17 protein-coding genes are annotated in these 16,784 nt (G+C 66.3%); 7 read left to right on the forward strand and 10 right to left on the reverse strand.

Features of this window, described 5'->3' with window-relative positions; all coding sequences use genetic code 11:
* Positions 1 to 98: 98 nt before the first annotated feature.
* Both ACWEO7_RS19175 and ACWEO7_RS19180 read left to right on the forward strand, forming a co-directional pair.
* On the forward strand, positions 99 to 1,466 hold the full coding sequence (locus ACWEO7_RS19175) for a glutamate-1-semialdehyde 2,1-aminomutase (RefSeq protein ID WP_397076980.1): 1,368 nt from the start codon (positions 99 to 101) through the stop codon (positions 1,464 to 1,466).
* A complete protein-coding gene (locus ACWEO7_RS19180; protein WP_452424889.1) occupies positions 1,463 to 2,557 on the forward strand; it encodes a glycosyltransferase in 1,095 nt (364 codons plus the stop codon). Before ACWEO7_RS19175 ends, ACWEO7_RS19180 begins: the two co-directional genes overlap by 4 nt.
* Before the next feature lie 131 nt (positions 2,558 to 2,688).
* On the opposite strand, the gene ACWEO7_RS19185 is transcribed toward ACWEO7_RS19180, so the two are convergent.
* Both ACWEO7_RS19185 and ACWEO7_RS19190 read right to left on the reverse strand, forming a co-directional pair.
* Positions 2,689 to 3,162, reverse strand: coding sequence for an NUDIX domain-containing protein (locus ACWEO7_RS19185; RefSeq protein WP_452424891.1), 474 nt, complete (start codon positions 3,160 to 3,162; stop codon positions 2,689 to 2,691).
* Positions 3,163 to 4,275 carry a helix-turn-helix domain-containing protein gene (locus ACWEO7_RS19190; RefSeq protein ID WP_452424893.1) on the reverse strand — a complete coding sequence of 371 codons (1,113 nt, stop codon included), beginning with the start codon at positions 4,273 to 4,275 and terminating at the stop codon, positions 3,163 to 3,165.
* A 612-nt stretch (positions 4,276 to 4,887) separates the two neighbouring features.
* On the opposite strand from ACWEO7_RS19190, the gene ACWEO7_RS19195 reads away from it, so the two are divergent.
* A complete protein-coding gene (locus ACWEO7_RS19195) occupies positions 4,888 to 5,163 on the forward strand; it encodes a hypothetical protein (RefSeq protein ID WP_452424894.1) in 276 nt (91 codons plus the stop codon).
* A gap of 255 nt (positions 5,164 to 5,418) precedes the next feature.
* On the opposite strand, the gene ACWEO7_RS19200 is transcribed toward ACWEO7_RS19195, so the two are convergent.
* From ACWEO7_RS19200 to ACWEO7_RS19210, 3 genes are all read right to left on the reverse strand, one after another.
* Positions 5,419 to 5,991, reverse strand: coding sequence for a PIN domain-containing protein (locus ACWEO7_RS19200; protein WP_452424896.1), 573 nt, complete (start codon positions 5,989 to 5,991; stop codon positions 5,419 to 5,421).
* A gap of 12 nt (positions 5,992 to 6,003) precedes the next feature.
* Positions 6,004 to 6,528: a helix-turn-helix domain-containing protein gene (locus ACWEO7_RS19205; protein WP_452424898.1), complete on the reverse strand. Its 525-nt coding sequence runs from the start codon at positions 6,526 to 6,528 to the stop codon at positions 6,004 to 6,006.
* Between the two features lie 150 nt (positions 6,529 to 6,678).
* Positions 6,679 to 7,500 (reverse strand): helix-turn-helix domain-containing protein, encoded by an 822-nt coding sequence (locus ACWEO7_RS19210; protein ID WP_452424900.1) that lies wholly within the window; start codon positions 7,498 to 7,500, stop codon positions 6,679 to 6,681.
* 85 nt (positions 7,501 to 7,585) lie between these two features.
* On the opposite strand from ACWEO7_RS19210, the gene ACWEO7_RS19215 reads away from it, so the two are divergent.
* Both ACWEO7_RS19215 and ACWEO7_RS19220 read left to right on the forward strand, forming a co-directional pair.
* Positions 7,586 to 8,449: an SDR family NAD(P)-dependent oxidoreductase gene (locus ACWEO7_RS19215; protein WP_452424902.1), complete on the forward strand. Its 864-nt coding sequence runs from the start codon at positions 7,586 to 7,588 to the stop codon at positions 8,447 to 8,449.
* A 105-nt stretch (positions 8,450 to 8,554) separates the two neighbouring features.
* Positions 8,555 to 8,899 (forward strand): hypothetical protein, encoded by a 345-nt coding sequence (locus ACWEO7_RS19220; RefSeq protein WP_450016854.1) that lies wholly within the window; start codon positions 8,555 to 8,557, stop codon positions 8,897 to 8,899.
* A 123-nt stretch (positions 8,900 to 9,022) separates the two neighbouring features.
* Here the strand turns inward: ACWEO7_RS19220 and ACWEO7_RS19225 are convergent, their stop codons facing one another.
* Entirely contained in the window at positions 9,023 to 10,117 is a 1,095-nt protein-coding gene (locus ACWEO7_RS19225; RefSeq protein WP_452424904.1) for a threonine aldolase family protein, read from the reverse strand.
* A gap of 367 nt (positions 10,118 to 10,484) precedes the next feature.
* Between ACWEO7_RS19225 and ACWEO7_RS19230 the strand changes: the two genes are divergently transcribed.
* Positions 10,485 to 11,432, forward strand: a complete 948-nt coding sequence (locus ACWEO7_RS19230) for a DNA-processing protein DprA (protein ID WP_450016857.1) — start codon at positions 10,485 to 10,487, stop codon at positions 11,430 to 11,432.
* 164 nt (positions 11,433 to 11,596) lie between these two features.
* Positions 11,597 to 12,262 (forward strand): ComF family protein, encoded by a 666-nt coding sequence (locus tag ACWEO7_RS19235; RefSeq protein ID WP_452424906.1) that lies wholly within the window; start codon positions 11,597 to 11,599, stop codon positions 12,260 to 12,262.
* A gap of 84 nt (positions 12,263 to 12,346) precedes the next feature.
* On the opposite strand, the gene ACWEO7_RS19240 is transcribed toward ACWEO7_RS19235, so the two are convergent.
* The 4 genes from ACWEO7_RS19240 to ACWEO7_RS19255 all read right to left on the reverse strand — a co-directional run bounded on the left by ACWEO7_RS19240 (position 12,347) and on the right by ACWEO7_RS19255 (position 16,676).
* Positions 12,347 to 14,593, reverse strand: coding sequence for a heavy metal translocating P-type ATPase (locus tag ACWEO7_RS19240; RefSeq protein ID WP_452424908.1), 2,247 nt, complete (start codon positions 14,591 to 14,593; stop codon positions 12,347 to 12,349).
* Positions 14,594 to 14,627: 34 nt separating this feature from the next.
* Positions 14,628 to 15,572, reverse strand: a complete 945-nt coding sequence (locus tag ACWEO7_RS19245) for a hypothetical protein (RefSeq protein ID WP_452424910.1) — start codon at positions 15,570 to 15,572, stop codon at positions 14,628 to 14,630.
* Positions 15,573 to 15,588: 16 nt separating this feature from the next.
* Positions 15,589 to 15,795 carry a heavy-metal-associated domain-containing protein gene (locus ACWEO7_RS19250; RefSeq protein ID WP_452424912.1) on the reverse strand — a complete coding sequence of 69 codons (207 nt, stop codon included), beginning with the start codon at positions 15,793 to 15,795 and terminating at the stop codon, positions 15,589 to 15,591.
* Positions 15,796 to 15,929: 134 nt separating this feature from the next.
* Complete coding sequence (locus ACWEO7_RS19255; protein WP_452424914.1) at positions 15,930 to 16,676, reverse strand: carboxymuconolactone decarboxylase family protein; 747 nt, start codon at positions 16,674 to 16,676, stop codon at positions 15,930 to 15,932.
* Between the last annotated feature and the right edge of the window lie 108 nt (positions 16,677 to 16,784).

Genomic DNA, 16,784 nt, shown 5'->3' on the forward strand with positions numbered 1-16,784 from the left:
CTCGACGCCGGAGCGTATCCCCGTCCGACGCTTCACCGGCACCGGCCTGCTGTACGGCTTCCGCCGGTATCCTGCCCGCACCGCATACGGAGCACCAGATGACTCTGCACCCCGGCCTCCCACCGCACCACGGGTTCGCCCGCAGCAATGCGCTGCAGCGTCGGCTGCACGAGCTGGTGCCGGGCGGCGCTCACACCTACGCCCGCGGAGCCGATCAATACCCCGAGCAGATGGCGCCGATATTGGTGCGCGGCAACGGATGCCGAGTCTGGGATGCCGACGGCAACCAGTACGTCGAATACGGGATGGGACTGCGTTCGGTCACCCTCGGCCATGCCTTCGCACCGGTTCTCGACGCCGTGACGACCACGATCGCCGACGGAGTGAACTTCAGCAGGCCGACCGAGCTGGAGCTGCTCGCGGCCGAGGACTTCCTGGATCTGGTTCCTGGTGCGGACATGGTCAAGTTCGCCAAGAACGGCTCCGATGCCACGACCGCCGCCGTACGGCTGGCCAGGGCCGTGTCCGGTCGCCAGCGGATCGCCGTCTGCGAGCAGCCGTTCTTCTCGGTCGACGACTGGTTCATCGCTACGACACCGATGTCGGCGGGCATCCCCGCTCATGTCGGCGTCGAAACCGTCCGGTTTCCCTACAACGACGCCGACGCCCTCGCCGCGGTCCTGGCGGGCGACACCGTGGCCGCGGTCGTCATGGAGGCGGCCACCGCGACCGCGGAACCCGAGCCCGGCTATCTCCAAGCCGTGCGCGCCCTGTGCGACCGGCACGGCACCCTGCTGGTGTTCGACGAGATGATCACCGGATTTCGCTGGGCCGCGGGCGGCGCACAGTCCGTCTACGGCGTAACTCCCGACCTGTCCTGCTGGGGCAAGGCCATGGGTAACGGATTCCCCATATCGGCGCTTGCCGGACGGCGCGAGTACCTGGAGCGGGGCGGTCTGCGCACCGACGCCGACCGCGTGTTTCTGCTGTCCACCACGCACGGACCGGAAACCAGCGGGCTGGCGGCCTTCCGCGCGGTCGCCGCGGCCTACCGGACCGGCGACCCGATCGCCCGAATGGAAGCGGCCGGCGCCGCACTGGCGACCGGGTTCACCGCGCTGGCCACCGAACTCGGCATCGGCGATCACCTCCGGGTCCGCGGTCGCTCCTCCTGCCTGATCTTCGAAACCCTCGATTCCCACGGGAACCCGTGCCAGGCATTCCGCACATTGTTCCTGCAAGAACTGCTTCAACGCGGAGTACTCGGGCAATCCTTCGTCACCTCGGCGGCACACGACCACGACGCGATCGCCGCCACCCTGTCGGCTTGCGCGGCCGCGGCCCAGGTGTACCGGACCGCCCTCGAACGCGGCACCGTCGATGGACTGCTGCGCGGACGATCGGTCGCTCCCGCGATTCGCCGCACCGCCGCGCCGCGGCAGATCGAAACGAGCACATCTCGATGACCACACCTCGCATCGCCATCGTCCACGAACGGTTCACCGAATTCGGCGGATCCGAAGCCGTCGTGGGCGAGTTCGCCCGCACCTGGCCCGGCGCGGACATCTACGCCCCGATCGTCACGCCGGACGGAATCCGTCCGCCCGTCCGGCATGTCCACGACACCTGGCTCTCCCGTGCCCACACAGCGACCCGCGGTCGGCACGCCCCTCTGCTGCCGTTCGTTCCCCGCTCCCTACGTCGTATGCCTTTGCGGGACTATGACGCCGTGGTCGTCAGCCACCACTCGTTCGCCACTCAGGCCGCATTGGCCACCGACGCGCCCGTGATCGCCTATGTGCACAGCCCCGCGCGATGGGCCTGGGATCGAGAGTTTCGCATCCGCGAAGCAGGCGGACGGGCCGGTCAGTTCGCCCTCGGCGCCCTGGGCGCACTGGCCCGCCGCACCGAACTACGAGCCGCGCCGCGCCTGACCCGGGTGATCGCCAACTCGACCGCCGTCGCCGACCGGATCCGCGACTGGTGGGGCCTGACCGCCACCGTGATCAATCCCCCCGTCGATGTCGACCGTTTCACCCCCGATCCCACACGTGCCCGGGAGGACTTCTTTCTCTGCGCCGGTCGCCTCGTTCCCTACAAACGCGCCGATCTCGCCATACGAGCCGCGCAACTCGCCGGCGTACGGCTGGTCGTGCTGGGCGCCGGTCGTTTCCGGCCTCAGCTCGAAGCTCTCGCCGGACCCGAGACAACTTTTCTGGGCGCTACCTCTACCGACGTCCTGCGGGATATGTACCAACGCTGCCGCGCCCTGCTCATGCCCGGCGTGGAAGACTTCGGCATCGTCCCGGTCGAAGCCATGGCCTGCGGTACCCCGGTGATCGCCATCGGCGCGGGCGGCGCGCTCGACACGGTACGACCGGGCACGACCGGCGAACACATCGCTCCGGGCGCTGATCCGGACGTCGTCGCCCGCCTGGCCGCGGCAATGGCCGACTTCGACGCCACTCACTACGACCCGCGCATCGTCCGCGCCCACGCGGAAACGTTCGCACCACCCGTGTTTCGGGCACGGATGGCCGCGTACGTCGATCGGTAATCGGCCAGCGAAGTGCAGAACGCTGATTGCTCGGCGAGGGTGACATGCCTGGCGGCATGGTCGAGCGCGTCTGCTCCATGACCTCGTCGAGCCGGTCGTAACAACGGTTTCGAGGCGGTTCGGTGGCTGGCTCAGCCCAGATAGGGCTGCGTGCGTCCTTCGGAGTGGTGGCGCAAGCGGAGACGAACGGTTTCGTGGATCGGTTCGTGTCGGAGCTGTTCCGGGTGCAGGAACCGCACGTCGGTGGATTCGTCGCTGACCGTCAAGTGGCCGCCGACGACACGGGCGTAATAGGTGATGTTGAATTCCTGCCGCACTTCACCATCGGAATACGCGATGACATGCTCTGGATCGGTGTAGATGCCCAGGAGGCTGGTGATCTCGATGTCGAGGCCCGTTTCTTCTTTGGTCTCGCGAATCACACACTGCTCGAGGGTCTCGCCGATTTCCATGGTGCCGCCCGGTAGGGACCAGTTGCCGGAGTCGGCTCGCCGCTGCATGAGGATCGCCCCGGTGCCGTCGATGATCAGGGCGGAGCCACCGGGGACCAGGGTGTTCGCTCTCGGGGCGTGTGGATCTCGGTAGTAGTCGCGACGGGCGCTCATTCAGGTCAGCATTCCCCGGACTTCGGCAATCCGCCGATCCAACCGTGCCGAGTGTGCCGTCGCGGCGGCTGCCTCCGCCTCTCGGATGGTGGCGCGCGCTGCGTCGAGTTCACGCTTCTTCAGGAAAGACTCCGCGAGCCAGGTGCGATACAAGGCGACTTCACGAACTCGGTCGGCCGATAGTTGCCCGATCGCACGGGAGAGCAGGGGGCTCGCCTTGGTCGGTTCGCCCAGCTCCACGAAGCACCTGCCTGCCATCACGTCTATCTCGCTGCGGTCCATCCAGTACACCCATTCAGGCTCCGGAAGATCCGGTGACCTGCGCTCATACGACTCGTCGACCGCGTCGAGCGCTCGTTCGGCTCCCTCGCGATCACGCGAGCGTGCGCATGCCCAGGCCAGGCGATCCGTGAGCAAGGATCGGACTACTGGAGGTGCACCTGCCGCTCCCTTTACAGCGGTACGCGCGAGCAACGTTGCCTCGCTAGGATTTCCGACATTGGCGATTTGATAGCTCAGGCTCGACAGAAGTTGCGCGGTCAACACGCGGTCTCCGGCGTCGTCGGCGGCCGACGCGCCGCTCAGATACAGACGTTGTGCGTCGCCGTACCTACCTGCGTCGCTGGCTACCCACCCGGCGAGTTGTGCGAGTTCACCCGCGACTGTCAACAGCCGCTTGCCCACTCGTTCGGAATAGCTGCATTCCGCGATGACTTTTCGCGCGCTTTCGAACTCCCGCAATACCAGCGGGAACAAGTCCTCGCCGCCCACCTTGTCATCCAGATGTCGCAGCTCGACCACACGCCGTTCCATTTCGGTCGCCAGTGCATTCCCGATGCGCCGACCAGTGGAGGAATGCGTCTTGGGTGCGGAATCGCCCACCAGCCATTCGTGTGCGACTCGGACCGGGTCCGGTGACGGTGCCATGAGAGCGCTTATCGGAATGTTCAGTGCTCGCGAGTAGCCGAGGATGTGCTCTTGCTTCACGTCGCGCTGCCCGTGCTCCAACATTCCGAGCAGCGACTTACTGTAGTTGATCTTCGCCGCGAGTGCGGCAAGGCTGACGCCTCGGCTCAGCCGGGCCGTTCTGAGCAGAAATCCAGGATTCTCCATCGAGCCGACGCACCCCCGCTTCTGTGGACGCTTGTGGACTGCAAACCGATTCCGCGCCTGATCTATTCATTCGAGACTACTACGCAGCGCCTTGTGGAGGCCGGTCCGAATCGTGTGTGAGTTGGGGGTTGCAGATGGAAACGCGTGGAGATACACCGTGGTCGCGGTGCCGGTTCTACCGGCGGGAGTGCGATCTGCCCGCTGTGGTCGACCCGCCGGAACTCGGGCGGATCGTCATGCGAGCGGGGTCGGTGTGGGCGATGACGATGCCCATTCGCCTGGGGCAGGCGGTGAAGGCGCACATGCAGAACAGAAGCGTCCCGTTGGGGCCGATTGTGGGACATCCGCGTTCGGGCCGCTGGACCTTCCTCATCCAGCCCGATCTGCCCGATGACGTGCGGTTGTTCGCCGAACTGTTCCGACTGGACGTGGCGGTCGCGCGGACGGGAGCCACGATCGCGCTGCCTTCGCCAACCGCTGCGGTAGGCGCAATCAGGTACTGGATAGTGCCGCCACGCAACGCCTTCCGCCCGTCAGGCAGGTTCGTAGTCGAAGCCGTCCGGGCCTGGGCAGACCAGATGCCGCATACTCGGCACAGGCGGGGAACAACTCGTGTCGGATGACGAATTGCGCGCTCGGCGGTTCCTCCGTGTCGATGAGTTGCGGTTCCGGCGCGCGCATGACAACCCACACTGGCCGGTATCCAGCCCCGCGAATGCCAGAAAGGCGCTGGAGCTGCACTACGAATGCGACTACTCATCGTGCGCGACGCTCGTCGCGGCGGTGATAGCCAGCCGCGACGACTACCGATACTTCCGCCGCACCGAAACGAACGCCGCCGAAGTCGGGAGCGATTGCGCGACATCCACACCGGGATCGGGTGGGTGATGTGTGGCGATTCATCCATGAACCCATCGAACGACGTTCACGTGAGCGTATTCCTACACGGACTGCGAATGGATTACGCCGCATGCGCCACGGCAGCGATGACCTTCGCGCGGGAATGGCGGCATACCCATTACCCCGACGCGGTGGAGCTCCTCCCGGACGGCGCACACGGCTTGCCCCGCCTCCCTTGTGAACGCTTGTATTGCTATCGTTCGCGCCCTGCTAGCGGCAACGAGTGAGCGCGAGCCGGTGAGATCAGCTAACGTAGCGCATCATTTCGACGGCTTCGGTCATGGCGTAGCGTTTCTCAAGGATGTTCAGCAGTTCGTCTACCGATTGGGGCGGGTTGCGGTACCGCAGGCTCAGGCTCGTCAATGCGCGAAGTGCTGTCTCAGGGGCAGTCGAGACCGTGTCCGCCGCGAATGGCGCTGGTTCGATCACCTGAATGTGACTCGGCACCCGGGTATCCGGGAAATCCTTCACATTGCTGGTGATGATCGCGCCTGCTCCGCCGACTACGGCGGCGGCGAGCACGTGCTCATCGTCGGGATCGGGAAGCCCGAAGGTTCCCTCATGAGGTTCCCAGTTCCGCACCAAGGCATCGTCGAACGCTGCTCGCATCGCTGCGACGAGACGCTGTGCCCGCCGCTCGGCTTCGCCTTGAACCTCGCCCTGCTCAACGAGTTTGGCCGTTTCGGTGTACTCGACCTCTTCGAGGATCCGGTCCGACCATAGCGGCCGGTACAAGCTCTCCACGGCGAGCGACAGCAGGAAGTCCCGCTGCAAGCTGGGATAGAGCACACAGGTGTCGAGCACTACCGCGAACACACGGTGATTCTCTCAGTTCTGCGCTCGTCGCCGCGCCGCCACAGCACGGCGTGCCTCCTTCAGCCGCGCTCGCACCGCGTCGGGATCGTCCTCGGCGTCGATATCGACGGTGCTCGCTGCGATCGCCTCGTACTGCCTTACCTTGCGCGCTTCCTGGTACTCCAGTACGTCGTCCAGCCGCAGACGGTGACGGGAACCGATGCGCTCGGCAGGCAGTTCACCGCGCTCGATCAGTTTGATGACCGTCGGCCGGCTGACGCCCAGCAGGTCGGCCGCTTGCTGCGAGGTCAGTGTCATGCTGCGCGGCGCGACAGTCACGGCTTTACCCGCCTGCATCGCCGTGACCACCTGCACCAGTGCCTCGTGTACTTCGGGTGGGAGTTCTATCCGATCGCTTTCGCTCGCACCGACCAGCGCATAGCGCACTGAGGGACCCGGACCCTGCGAGATGGCGTGCGCGATCAGGAAGTCCAGCAGTGAAGGCAATGTTTCAGTGTGTTCCGGCACGAACGTCCGCGCTTCGATCGCCGTGGTCATGTCTGCGCCTCCATTCGCACATCAAGCGAAAATTCCGCAAGATGTTTCGAATCTTTCGAATAAGCATCGCACGGCTTCCGTGCGATGTCGAGAGAGGTGGTGGACACAGTTCGGCAACTGCTCGTGTTGCGCCGTGCTCGGTCGCCTCGATCAGCGGAAGCGTGTGAGTGCGCGGCACGGAGAAGGGGCGGGCACGTCTCCTCGGAGGAACGACGTCGGCGGCACGCCCATCAGGCTGCGGAAATCGGCTGTCATGTGGGACTGGTCGTAGTAGCCGGTTCCTGCCGCGATGTCGGCCCACGGTGTGTCTTCGGCTCGGGACAAGACGCGCCGGACGCGGTCGATGCGGGCGAAGTGTTTGGGGGAGACGCCGATTCCGGTGGTGAACAGGTTGCGGAGCTGGCGTTCGCTGACGGAGAGGCGTGTGGCGAGTTCCGGGACGGGGAGCGGGTGGGCGGCGGCGATGGTGGCTACGGCGGTGGCGAGCAGTCGGCGGTGGGCGCGCTGGGCCGGGTCGTCGGGGATGCGGCGCGGCAGTTCGTTCTCGAGGTACGGCACGACCTCGTCGTGCTCGAGTTCGATCAGCTCGGCGGCGAGGTGCGCGACCGGGCCGGGCAGGTCGTCCAGTCGCGCGACGCGATCGGTGAGGTCCGCCGCAGGGACTCCGAGCAGCGCGGGGACGGCGCCCGGCGCGAGTCGAAGGCGCACACAGCCTGCGGGTTTGCTCGCGCGCGAGTAGCTCGCCTTGGTCTGCGGGCCGACGACGAGCGCGGCGCGGGTGGCTCCGGTATCCCCGTGTTCGGCGCGCAGCACGATCGTGGTGGCCGTGTGCGGAATGTGCGCGAACGGCTCGGAGAGGTCGAGCACGGTGGGGATGCGGCCGAGTTCGACCAGCCACGGCCGCAGCGACTCCGGTGCGGGCTCGGACGTCTCGACCAGATCGGCGGTCACGACGCGCGGCAGGGTGATCACCGAATCCACTGTAGGCAGTCGCGGCCACGCCAGGTGTGCCGGAATTTCCTAGAGACCTGCGCGAACGCCCGGCACCGTGGTCCACATGATCGTGATCACGGGTGCGACCGGCACCATCGGCAGTGAAATCGTCCGGCAGTTGAGCGAGCGGGGGATATCGGTTCGCGCCGTCACCCGGAACCCGGACCGGGCGGAGGTGCCCGCAGGCGTCGAAGTGGTGCGCGGCGATTACACCGACCTCGCGTCCATGGCGAAGGCGATGGCCGGTGCGGAGGCCGTGTTCGTCGTCGGCGTGCTGGGCCCGGAATATGTGGAGGCCGATCGGGCGCTGATCGCCACTGCGCGGGATGCGAAAGTTGCCAGGATCGTGAAACTTTCCGCCATCGGCACCGGCGATGCCGGTCTCGGCCGGGTCGGAACCTGGCATTTGCCCGGTGAGCAAGCCGCACGCGAGAGCGGAGTCGACTGGACGATTCTGCGTCCCAGCTCTTTTGCCTCCAACACCTTGAGCTGGGCCGCCGCGATTCGTGCCGGGCAGCCGGTGCCGAATATGACCGGCTTCGCCGCACAAGGTGTGATCGATCCCCGTGACGTTGCCGGTGTCGCTGCCGAAGCGCTGGTTTCCGCCGAGCACGCGGGCCGGATCTACACCCTCACCGGGCCGGAATTGCTCACCACGCACGATTTGGCCGCCACTTTGGCTACGGTGACCGGCCGCACGGTGGAGGTTGCGGACATTCCGGAAAACGAAGCGCGGCAACATATGCTGGCGTCCGGAATGTCCGCCGAATTCGCGGACGGTGCGCTTGCGGGGCAAGCCTATGTGCGTGCGGGACATAACGCGATCGTCACCGACGACGTGCGGCGGATACTCGGGCGGGCGCGAACTTTCGCCGAATGGGCTGCAGACAATGTGCGGGCATTCGATGCCGCGGTGCGCACGTCATAGGGTATATGTGATTGGCCTCACATCGAATTGCCGAACGCTGCCTGCTCGGCAAGGGTGACATGACTGGCCGCGTGGTCAGTGCGTTTACACGAAAAGGGGATTCGGATGCGTCGACGGGTCATGACGGTCTTGGTCGCGCTCGTAGCGGGAGGTTCGGCAGCGGCGTTCGGCGGGGCGAGTGCCTCGGCGGTCGCGGTGAATCCGTTCCCCGGCGGCACGGAGGTCTACTTCGACAACGGTGAATCCGCGGCGATCGCGAACCTGAACCTCGGACCGGCGCTGAGCCAGGTAGCCGTCGCATGGTCGCCCGGAGCGAAAGCGCTGCTCGGCGACGGGATCACCGAGCACGCCCGATGGGCCACCGAAACCCCGACCGGAGGGGTGTCGATCGAGGTCTACGGGGCATTCATCCAACCCTCGCTGGTCACGGTCACCACGCTGCGCGGCTGAGCTTTTTCGTTTCGGAATTCGGTGTGCCAGAGGTATGCTCGCCCATGGCGTTATGCGCATGAGACCTCCTGGCGGATGCCCGGACGGGACGACACTACGTGTGCCGTCCCGTCCGGTGTTTCATCATCGTGCTCGGTTGCCCGCGGTTTCCGGGAACGCGTCCTGGGCGGCCATTTCCTGAGCGATCGCCGTCGCGAAGGCGTCCACGTCGGCCTCGGTGGTGTCGAACGAGCACATCCAACGGACCTCGCCCGTGCGCTCGTCCCAGGTGTGGAAGCGGAAGCGTTTCTGCAGCCGCTCGGTGACCTCCCGAGGCAGTATGGCGAAGACGGCGTTGGCCTGGACCGGCCGTACGATCTCGACACCCGGCACCCGGGCGACGGCCGTGGCCAGCCGGGCCGCCATCGCGTTGGCGTGCCGCGCGTTGCGTAGCCACAGGTCACCTTCCAGCAGCGCGACGAACTGCGCCGACACGTACCGCATCTTGGAGGCCAGCTGCAACGCGGCCTTGCGCAGGTACTGCACGCCGCGCACCGCGTCCGGGTCGAGCACCACGATCGCCTCACCGAGCATCAGGCCGTTCTTGGTGCCGCCGAACGACAGCACGTCCACCCCGGCGTCAGTGGTGAACGCGCGCGGCGGCAGGTCGAGCGCGGCGGCCGCATTGGCCAGCCGGGCGCCGTCCACGTGCAGCAGCATGCCGCGCTCACGCGCCAGCGCGCCGATCGCCGCGATCTCACCGGGCGTGTAGAGGGTGCCGAGTTCGGTGTTCTGGGTGATGGAGACGACCTTGGGCTGGGCGTGGTGCTGATCGCCGAAGCCCCATGCGTACCGGTCGAGCAACTCCGTCGTCAGCTTGCCGTCCGGAGTGGGCACCGGGATCACTTTCAGCCCGGCCACCTTCTCGGGTGCGCCGCACTCGTCCAGGTGGATGTGCGCGGACTCCGGGCAGATCACGGCGCTCCACCGGTCGCACATCGCCTGCAACCCGACCACATTCGCGCCGCTGCCGTTGAAGACCGGATAGACCTCGGCACGCTCGCCGAAATGCCCTTTGATCAGCTCGCGTAGCCGGGCGGTGTGGACGTCCTCGCCGTAGGCCGGCTGATGTCCCTTGTTGGCGGCGGCCAGCGCCGCCATGATCTCCGGGTGTACGGAGGCGTTGTTGTCGCTGGCGAATCCGCGTAGCGGCTCGCTCTCGGTAGCGCTGTCGCTCACCGGTCCTCCTCGGTCGACACGGGGAACGCGCCGTTCTCGTCGTGAACCACCACCTCGCCCCGACGGTCGATCACGTCGAGGTGGCGTCCTGCCCGGGCGTCATGGGGAACTATTCGCGATCGGCAGATTCGACCGGACATCGGGTCACGGCTGACGGGCGTCCGTGGTGGTATGGGCGGTCACATCGCTCATGACTCTCGGCAGACGTCGGGACCGACCATCGAGCGACGAGATCGTATAACGTCGGGCGTGGACATCGCTCCCGCAATGACTTGGGAGGCCCTATGGATCCCATGGCATGGGCCTGTTGGTCTAGGATGACATTATTCGAACGTGCGTTCGATAGCTTGCAGGTTGGAGGAGGTAAGTGACGAACCCGCATGCACCCACGGACAGCGTAACCGACAGCTCCCTGACTTGGGATGATGGTGAACGCGCCGCGCTCGTATCTCTAATGCGGCTGAAGCCAAAGAATGGAGACTGGTCGTGCCTGACCGAGGAAGTAATTCAACATGGCGGGGCGAGGGCGCTCTGGGATGCCATCCATCCCCGAGATCTATTCGGTGAATCAGACAACCCTGATTTCTTGGAAGCGGCGCGAAGTGACATCGAGGTATGGAAGCGTGGTCCTTTCGAGTTCCATACGTTCCGCGATAATTCCTACCCTCCGCAACTGCGCACGGTCCGGCAGATGCCGCCCGTAGTCTTCACGCACGGATTGCTGCTCGACCACGATGACGGCGTGTGTGTCGTAGGCTCTCGTCGATCTTCCGATGGTGGTGTCCGTTTTGCAGAAGAGGTTGCCCGCAGCCTGGTTGCGCGCGATATTTCTGTCGTGGCCGGACTGGCTGAGGGGATTGATACGGCGGCGCACAGAGCAGCGCTCGATTCAGGCGGTCGAACGGTCGCCGTGCTAGGCAACGGTCTCAACCATGTGTACCCGCGATCCAATCGTGAGCTACAGCGAGAAATCTCGGAGCGGGGTATGTTGCTGACGCATTTCCTGCCTGAATACTCACCCACGAGATATTCATTCCTGGCAAGAAATGTAATTATGAGTGCCTACGGAGTGGCGACGGTGATCGTCGAAGCCGGAGAGCACAGTGGAACTCGTACGCAGGCGCGGGAAGCGGTTGCGCACGGCAGGCCGGTGATCCTGAATGCTACGGTTGCCGAATCGACCGAGTGGGCGCGGCAACTTCGTGGAAAACCGGGTGTCTACGTTGCCGATTCTCCATACGAAGTAGCGCAGCATATCGATACGATTCTGGGACACCGTGCGCTGGTCCGAAACTGGCTGCACAACGATCGATGAGATCCATCAGCCCTGCGGCCAACGTGCTGAGACAGGTTGTCCAAGAGCGTGTCGGGACCACCTTCCACAATACCTACGTGCCGGGGACACCTGGAATATGCCGGGTGTGCCGTGGCCCGGCGGCCAATGCCGATTACTGTGGACCATGCCGAGAACATCGTACAGTGTATGGAAGTCTTCTTGCCGATAAGACGATTTTGTTGACGTACGCGCAGGGTAACCTGCCGGGAGGCAAGCATCAGTCGGCTCACGAAGTACGTGCGTATAAAGAGGGCGTCGACCTGTGTCGGGAAAACCTTCAGCTTGTGATAAGGGCGGCAGTCACCCTTCATCATAGATGCATTGCTGCGGACCTCGGCTGGCGCTGGGATTCGTTGACGTTCGTTCCCTCGCACCAGCGAAATGGACGGGAGCATCCTGTATCGACCCTCGCCAACGCTGTACTGACGAAGCTGACTTCGCCGCCGATTCTGCCCACAAAATTTTTGCTCGATACCGGGCCTGGCGCTGACGTGCGGCATGCACTTGTGAATGACCGGTTTATCGTACCGGACAGGTATCGTTCGGTGGTGGAAGGTAAGAACGTGCTCATCGTCGATGACACGTGGACAACTGGTGCAAGTATGCAAGGGGCCGCGATCGCTGTGAAGGATGCGGGCGCGCGTACCGTGACGGCCTTATGTTTCGATCGATGGCTGCGCTGGGACTGGTCTGAGCATGCGCAACTGCTGAAAACACTCCGAAATCACTATGACCCTCTTCCTTGCCCGATCAACGGGAATATATGTTCGGCGGCCGCCCAGTTTGTGGTGGCTCCGGCGAGCGAATGATTCACCGAGTCAACTGCATTGCCGAGTAGGTTGCTCATGACGCCCCGGACGACACGACGCGTGCCGCCCCGTCAGGTGCGCTCGTCAGTTCGCTGTCGAGCGGAAGCCACGCAACCGCAGGCTGTTGCTGACCACGAAGACCGAGGAGAACGCCATCGCGGCGCCCGCGAGCATCGGGTTCAGCAATCCCGCCATGGCCAGCGGGATCGCGGCCACGTTGTAGGCGAAGGCCCAGAACAGGTTGCCTTTGATCGTCGTGAGGGTGCGGCGGGACAGGCGGATCGCGTCCGCCGCCGCCCGCAGGTCGCCGCGGACCAAGGTCAGATCGCCCGCCTCGATGGCCACGTCGGTGCCGGTGCCCATGGCCAGGCCCAGGTCGGCCTGGGCCAGCGCCGCGGCGTCGTTCACGCCGTCGCCGACCATCGCGACCACTTTGCCCTCGGCCTGCAACCGCTTGACGGTGTCGACCTTGTCCTGCGGCAGCACCTCCGCGATCACCTCATCGATGCCGACTTGTGCGGCGATCGCGCCGGCGGCGGCCCGGTTGTCGCCGGTCAGCATGATCGGGGTGAGCCCGAGGGCGCGCAGCTGGGAAATCGCCTCGGCCGAGGTGGGTTTCACCGCGTCGGCCACCACGAGCACGCCGCGCGCCTCGCCGTCCCAGCCGACCGCGACGGCGGTCTTTCCTTCGGCTTCGGCCGCGCGCATCGCCCGGGTCAGGTCGTCGTCGAGATGCTGTGACCAGTCGGCGAGCAGCCGCGCGCGGCCGACGACCACCGCGTGCCCGTCAATCGTCCCCTGCACGCCCAGGCCCTCGACGTTCGCGAAATCCTCGACCGGCTTCAGCTCACCCACCCGTTCGCGGGCGCCCTTGGCGATAGCCTGGGCGATCGGGTGCTCGGAGGCATCCTCCAGCGCTCCGGCCAGTTCCAGAATCCGTTCGACCTGCTCGCCCTCGGCGGCGACGACATCGAGCAGCGTCATCTTGCCCGCGGTGACGGTGCCGGTCTTGTCCAGCACGATCGTGTCCACCCGCCGGGTCGACTCCAGCACCTCGGGACCCTTGATCAGGATGCCCAGCTGCGCGCCGCGTCCCGTGCCGACCATCAGCGCGGTCGGCGTGGCCAGTCCGAGCGCGCACGGGCAGGCGATGATCAGCACCGCCACCGCCGCGGTGAACGCCGCGGCCACCGAACCGCCGGTGCCGAGCCAGAATCCGAGCGTCGCGACCGACAGCGCGATGACGATCGGCACGAAGATCCCGGAGATCCGATCGGCCAGCCGTTGCGCCTGCGCCTTGCCGGTCTGCGCGTCCTCGACGAGCTTCGCCATCTGCGCCAGCTGTGTGTCGGAACCGATCCTGGTGGCGCGCACCACGATCCGGCCGCCCACGTTGACGGTCGCGCCGACCACGGCGTCGTCCGTGCCGACCTCCACCGGGACGGACTCACCGGTGAGCATCGAGGCGTCGACGGCCGAGGAACCTTCCACCACGACGCCGTCGGTGGCGATCTTCTCGCCCGGCCGCACCACGAACCGGTCGCCGACCGTCAGCTGCTCCACGGGAATGCGCACCTCGGTTCCGTTGCGCAGAACCGAGACCTCCTTGGCCCCCAGCTCGAGCAAGGCCCGTAGCGCCGCACCCGCCCGCCGTTTGGCGCGCGCCTCGAAGAAGCGCCCGGCCAGGATGAACGTGGTGACACCCGCCGCGGCCTCCAGGTAGATGCTGCCGGTGCCGTCCATCCGCGAGATGGTGAACTCGAACGGGTGCGTCATGCCCGGCCTGCCCGCGGTGCCCCAGAACAAGGCGTACAGCGACCAGCCCAGTGCGGCCAGCGTCCCCATCGAGATCAGGGTGTCCATGGTCGCGGCGCCGTGGCGCAGATTGGTCCACGCCGCGCGGTGGAACGGCAGCGCGCCCCACACCACGACCGGCGCGGCCAAGGTCAGCGACAGCCACTGCCAGTTGGTGAACTGCAAGGCCGGGATCATCGCCATGGCGATCACCGGCACCGACAGCGCCACAGAGATCAGCAGTCGGGTACGCAGGCTCGCCGCGGGATCTTCCTCGGCGGCGATTTCTTGCGGCTTCGGGGGCGCGGGCAGGACGGCGGTGTAGCCCGCTTGTTCGACGGTGGCTATCAGGTCGTCCGGCGACACGTCACCGGTGACGTCCACCCGGGCCTTCTCGGTGGCGTAGTTCACGGTCGCGGTGACGCCGTCGAGCTTGTTGAGTTTCTTCTCGATCCGGGCGGCGCAGGACGCGCAGGTCATTCCACCGATCACGAGTTCGACCTGCCCGGAGGGCGGCGGTTGTGTCGCGGTGGTCATCGTGGGTGCTCCGTTCTGTGCGGCGGTCGGCGGGTCAGTGCACGTGGCCGTCCGGCGCCTGCTGCTGACCAGTGTGTTCGTTGTGGCTCGAGGCGTCTACGGCGGGGGTACCCGGCGCGACGGCCAAGGTGAATTCGGCGGTGCGGACCACGCCCTCGTGTTGGAAGTCGAGGAACAGGCGGTAGTCGCCCGCGCTCGGCGCCGTGACGGCGAAGGTGATGCCCGGTCCGGCCGCGGTCACGCCGTCGCCGGGGTGGCCTTCCGGATGGACGTGCAGATAGCCCAGGTCGGCGGCGCGCAGGGCCACCAGATGGCCGTAAGCGCCGAGGTAGGGCTGTAGGTCGGTCACCGGCTTGCCCGCGCGGCTCACCGACAGCGTCACCTTGGAAGCCCGACCCGGAACTGCGGCGCCGTCCAGCGTGACGGTGTAGTCGCCGACGTTGGTGGTGGAGGTCGCCGCGGGCAGCTGCTGGGGGTCGTAGACGCCCGCCACCAGCAGGTTCGCGCCGAGTGTCAGGTTCTCGCCGCCCTGCGGAGTGAAGTCGGCGAACACGCGATAGTCACCGGCGCGGCTGAGGTCGAGTGGGACGCTCCAGGTCCCGTCGGCGCCGAGCACCGGGTGCACGTGCTGGAAGGCGGCCATGTCCCGGCGCACGACGATCAGGTGCAGATCCTTCTCGTGGCTGCGCACGTAGCGGGTGACGGGCTTTCCGTCCCGGTCGAGGATGGTGAAGCGCAGCGGTACGTTCGCCGCGGCGGTGGCTCGGGTGGTGTCCAGCCGCAAGGTGTAGCCGCGGTCGGTCGCCACTATTCCTCCAGGTAGTGCGTGGTCCTCGCCTTGGGCGGTGCCGTGTGCGTTCGAGTCGTGGGCGGCGGGTTCGGTGGGCTCCGGCCCGATGGTCGCACCGGCCGCGAGGGCGATCCCGAAGACCGCGGCGAGGCCGAGGGCGAAACCGCCGAATTTGATGGTCGCGTTCATCGGAGTACTCCGTCCGTCAGCAGGCGACCGCGTAGCCGGCGCGGACCACCGCGGCGGCGAGTTCGGCGCGTTCGATCGGGGTCGCGCTCTCGACGGTCACCAGTCCGTCGGCGAGGTCGACGGCCACCGACTCGACGCCGGAGATGCGGCCGATCTCGGTGCGGACCGATGCGGCGCAGCCGCCGCAGGTCATGCCGGTGACGGTCACGGCGGTGGTGCTCATGGTCGGTGTCCTCCTGCTGGTTCGTCTGCTTCTCGATTTCTACCCTACCCCCCTAGGGTATCAAGATGTCAAGTCCCCGCGCAGACGAAAGCCCGGCCCGCGACGAGTCGCGGACCGGGCTGTGTGGGTCGGGATCAGCGGTAGGTCACCAGCGCGACGGCGGGTGCCGAGACCACTTGCACATCGGCCGAGTCCGATACCTTGACGTGTAGGAATCCGCCCTCGATCGCGATGTGGACGTCGTCGACGGTGCGTGCGGCCCGGCCTTCACGGTCCACCAGGGAGTAACCCTCGACCAGGACAACCTTGCTCGCGAGCCGCCATTTCGCTTCCATTGCCGTGCCTTTCGTCGGTGTCGCGGGCGGGAAGTCGAGCTCCGGCTCGGCGACATGGTTGAAGTAGTTGGACAAGACGTTCAGTGCGACATGGCCAACGATCTCGCTCAGTTCGGCGTCGCTGACGCCACGGGCGCGCGCCGAGGCGAGCGTGGCGTCGTCGAGCCGGCCGCGGGAGCGGAGCACGTCACGGGCGACGCGCAGGATCGCGTCGGCGTGCGGGTCGTCGGCGCGCGCCGCGCGGGTGTCGGCGATCGCCTGCTCGGTGAAGCCCATCCGGTCGGCGCGCATGGTGTGCGCGGCGGTGCAGTAGTCGCAGCCGTTCTCGCTGGCGACCAGCAGGGCGAGTTGCTCGCGCACCCGGGCGGAGAGCTTTCCCTTGGTCAGCGCGTCGCGCAGGTTCAGGTATCCGCGCAGGGTGGCCGGGCTGTTCGCCATCGCGGCGTAGAGATTCGGGACCCGGCCCAACTGGCGCTGTACCTCGGCGAGCAGATCGGACTGCTCGGCGTCGGCGGAGTCGGTGGACACAAGGGGCAGGCGGGACATCGAAGCCTCCAGCTCGAACAAGATGGTACCGATCGGTGCCGAATCAATATGGTACTGATCGGTTCCGTATAGGTCAAGTGAGATGGTACTGCTCGGTTCCGTTCTGCT

The sequence above is a fragment of the Nocardia sp. NPDC004260 genome (genome assembly GCF_053603155.1).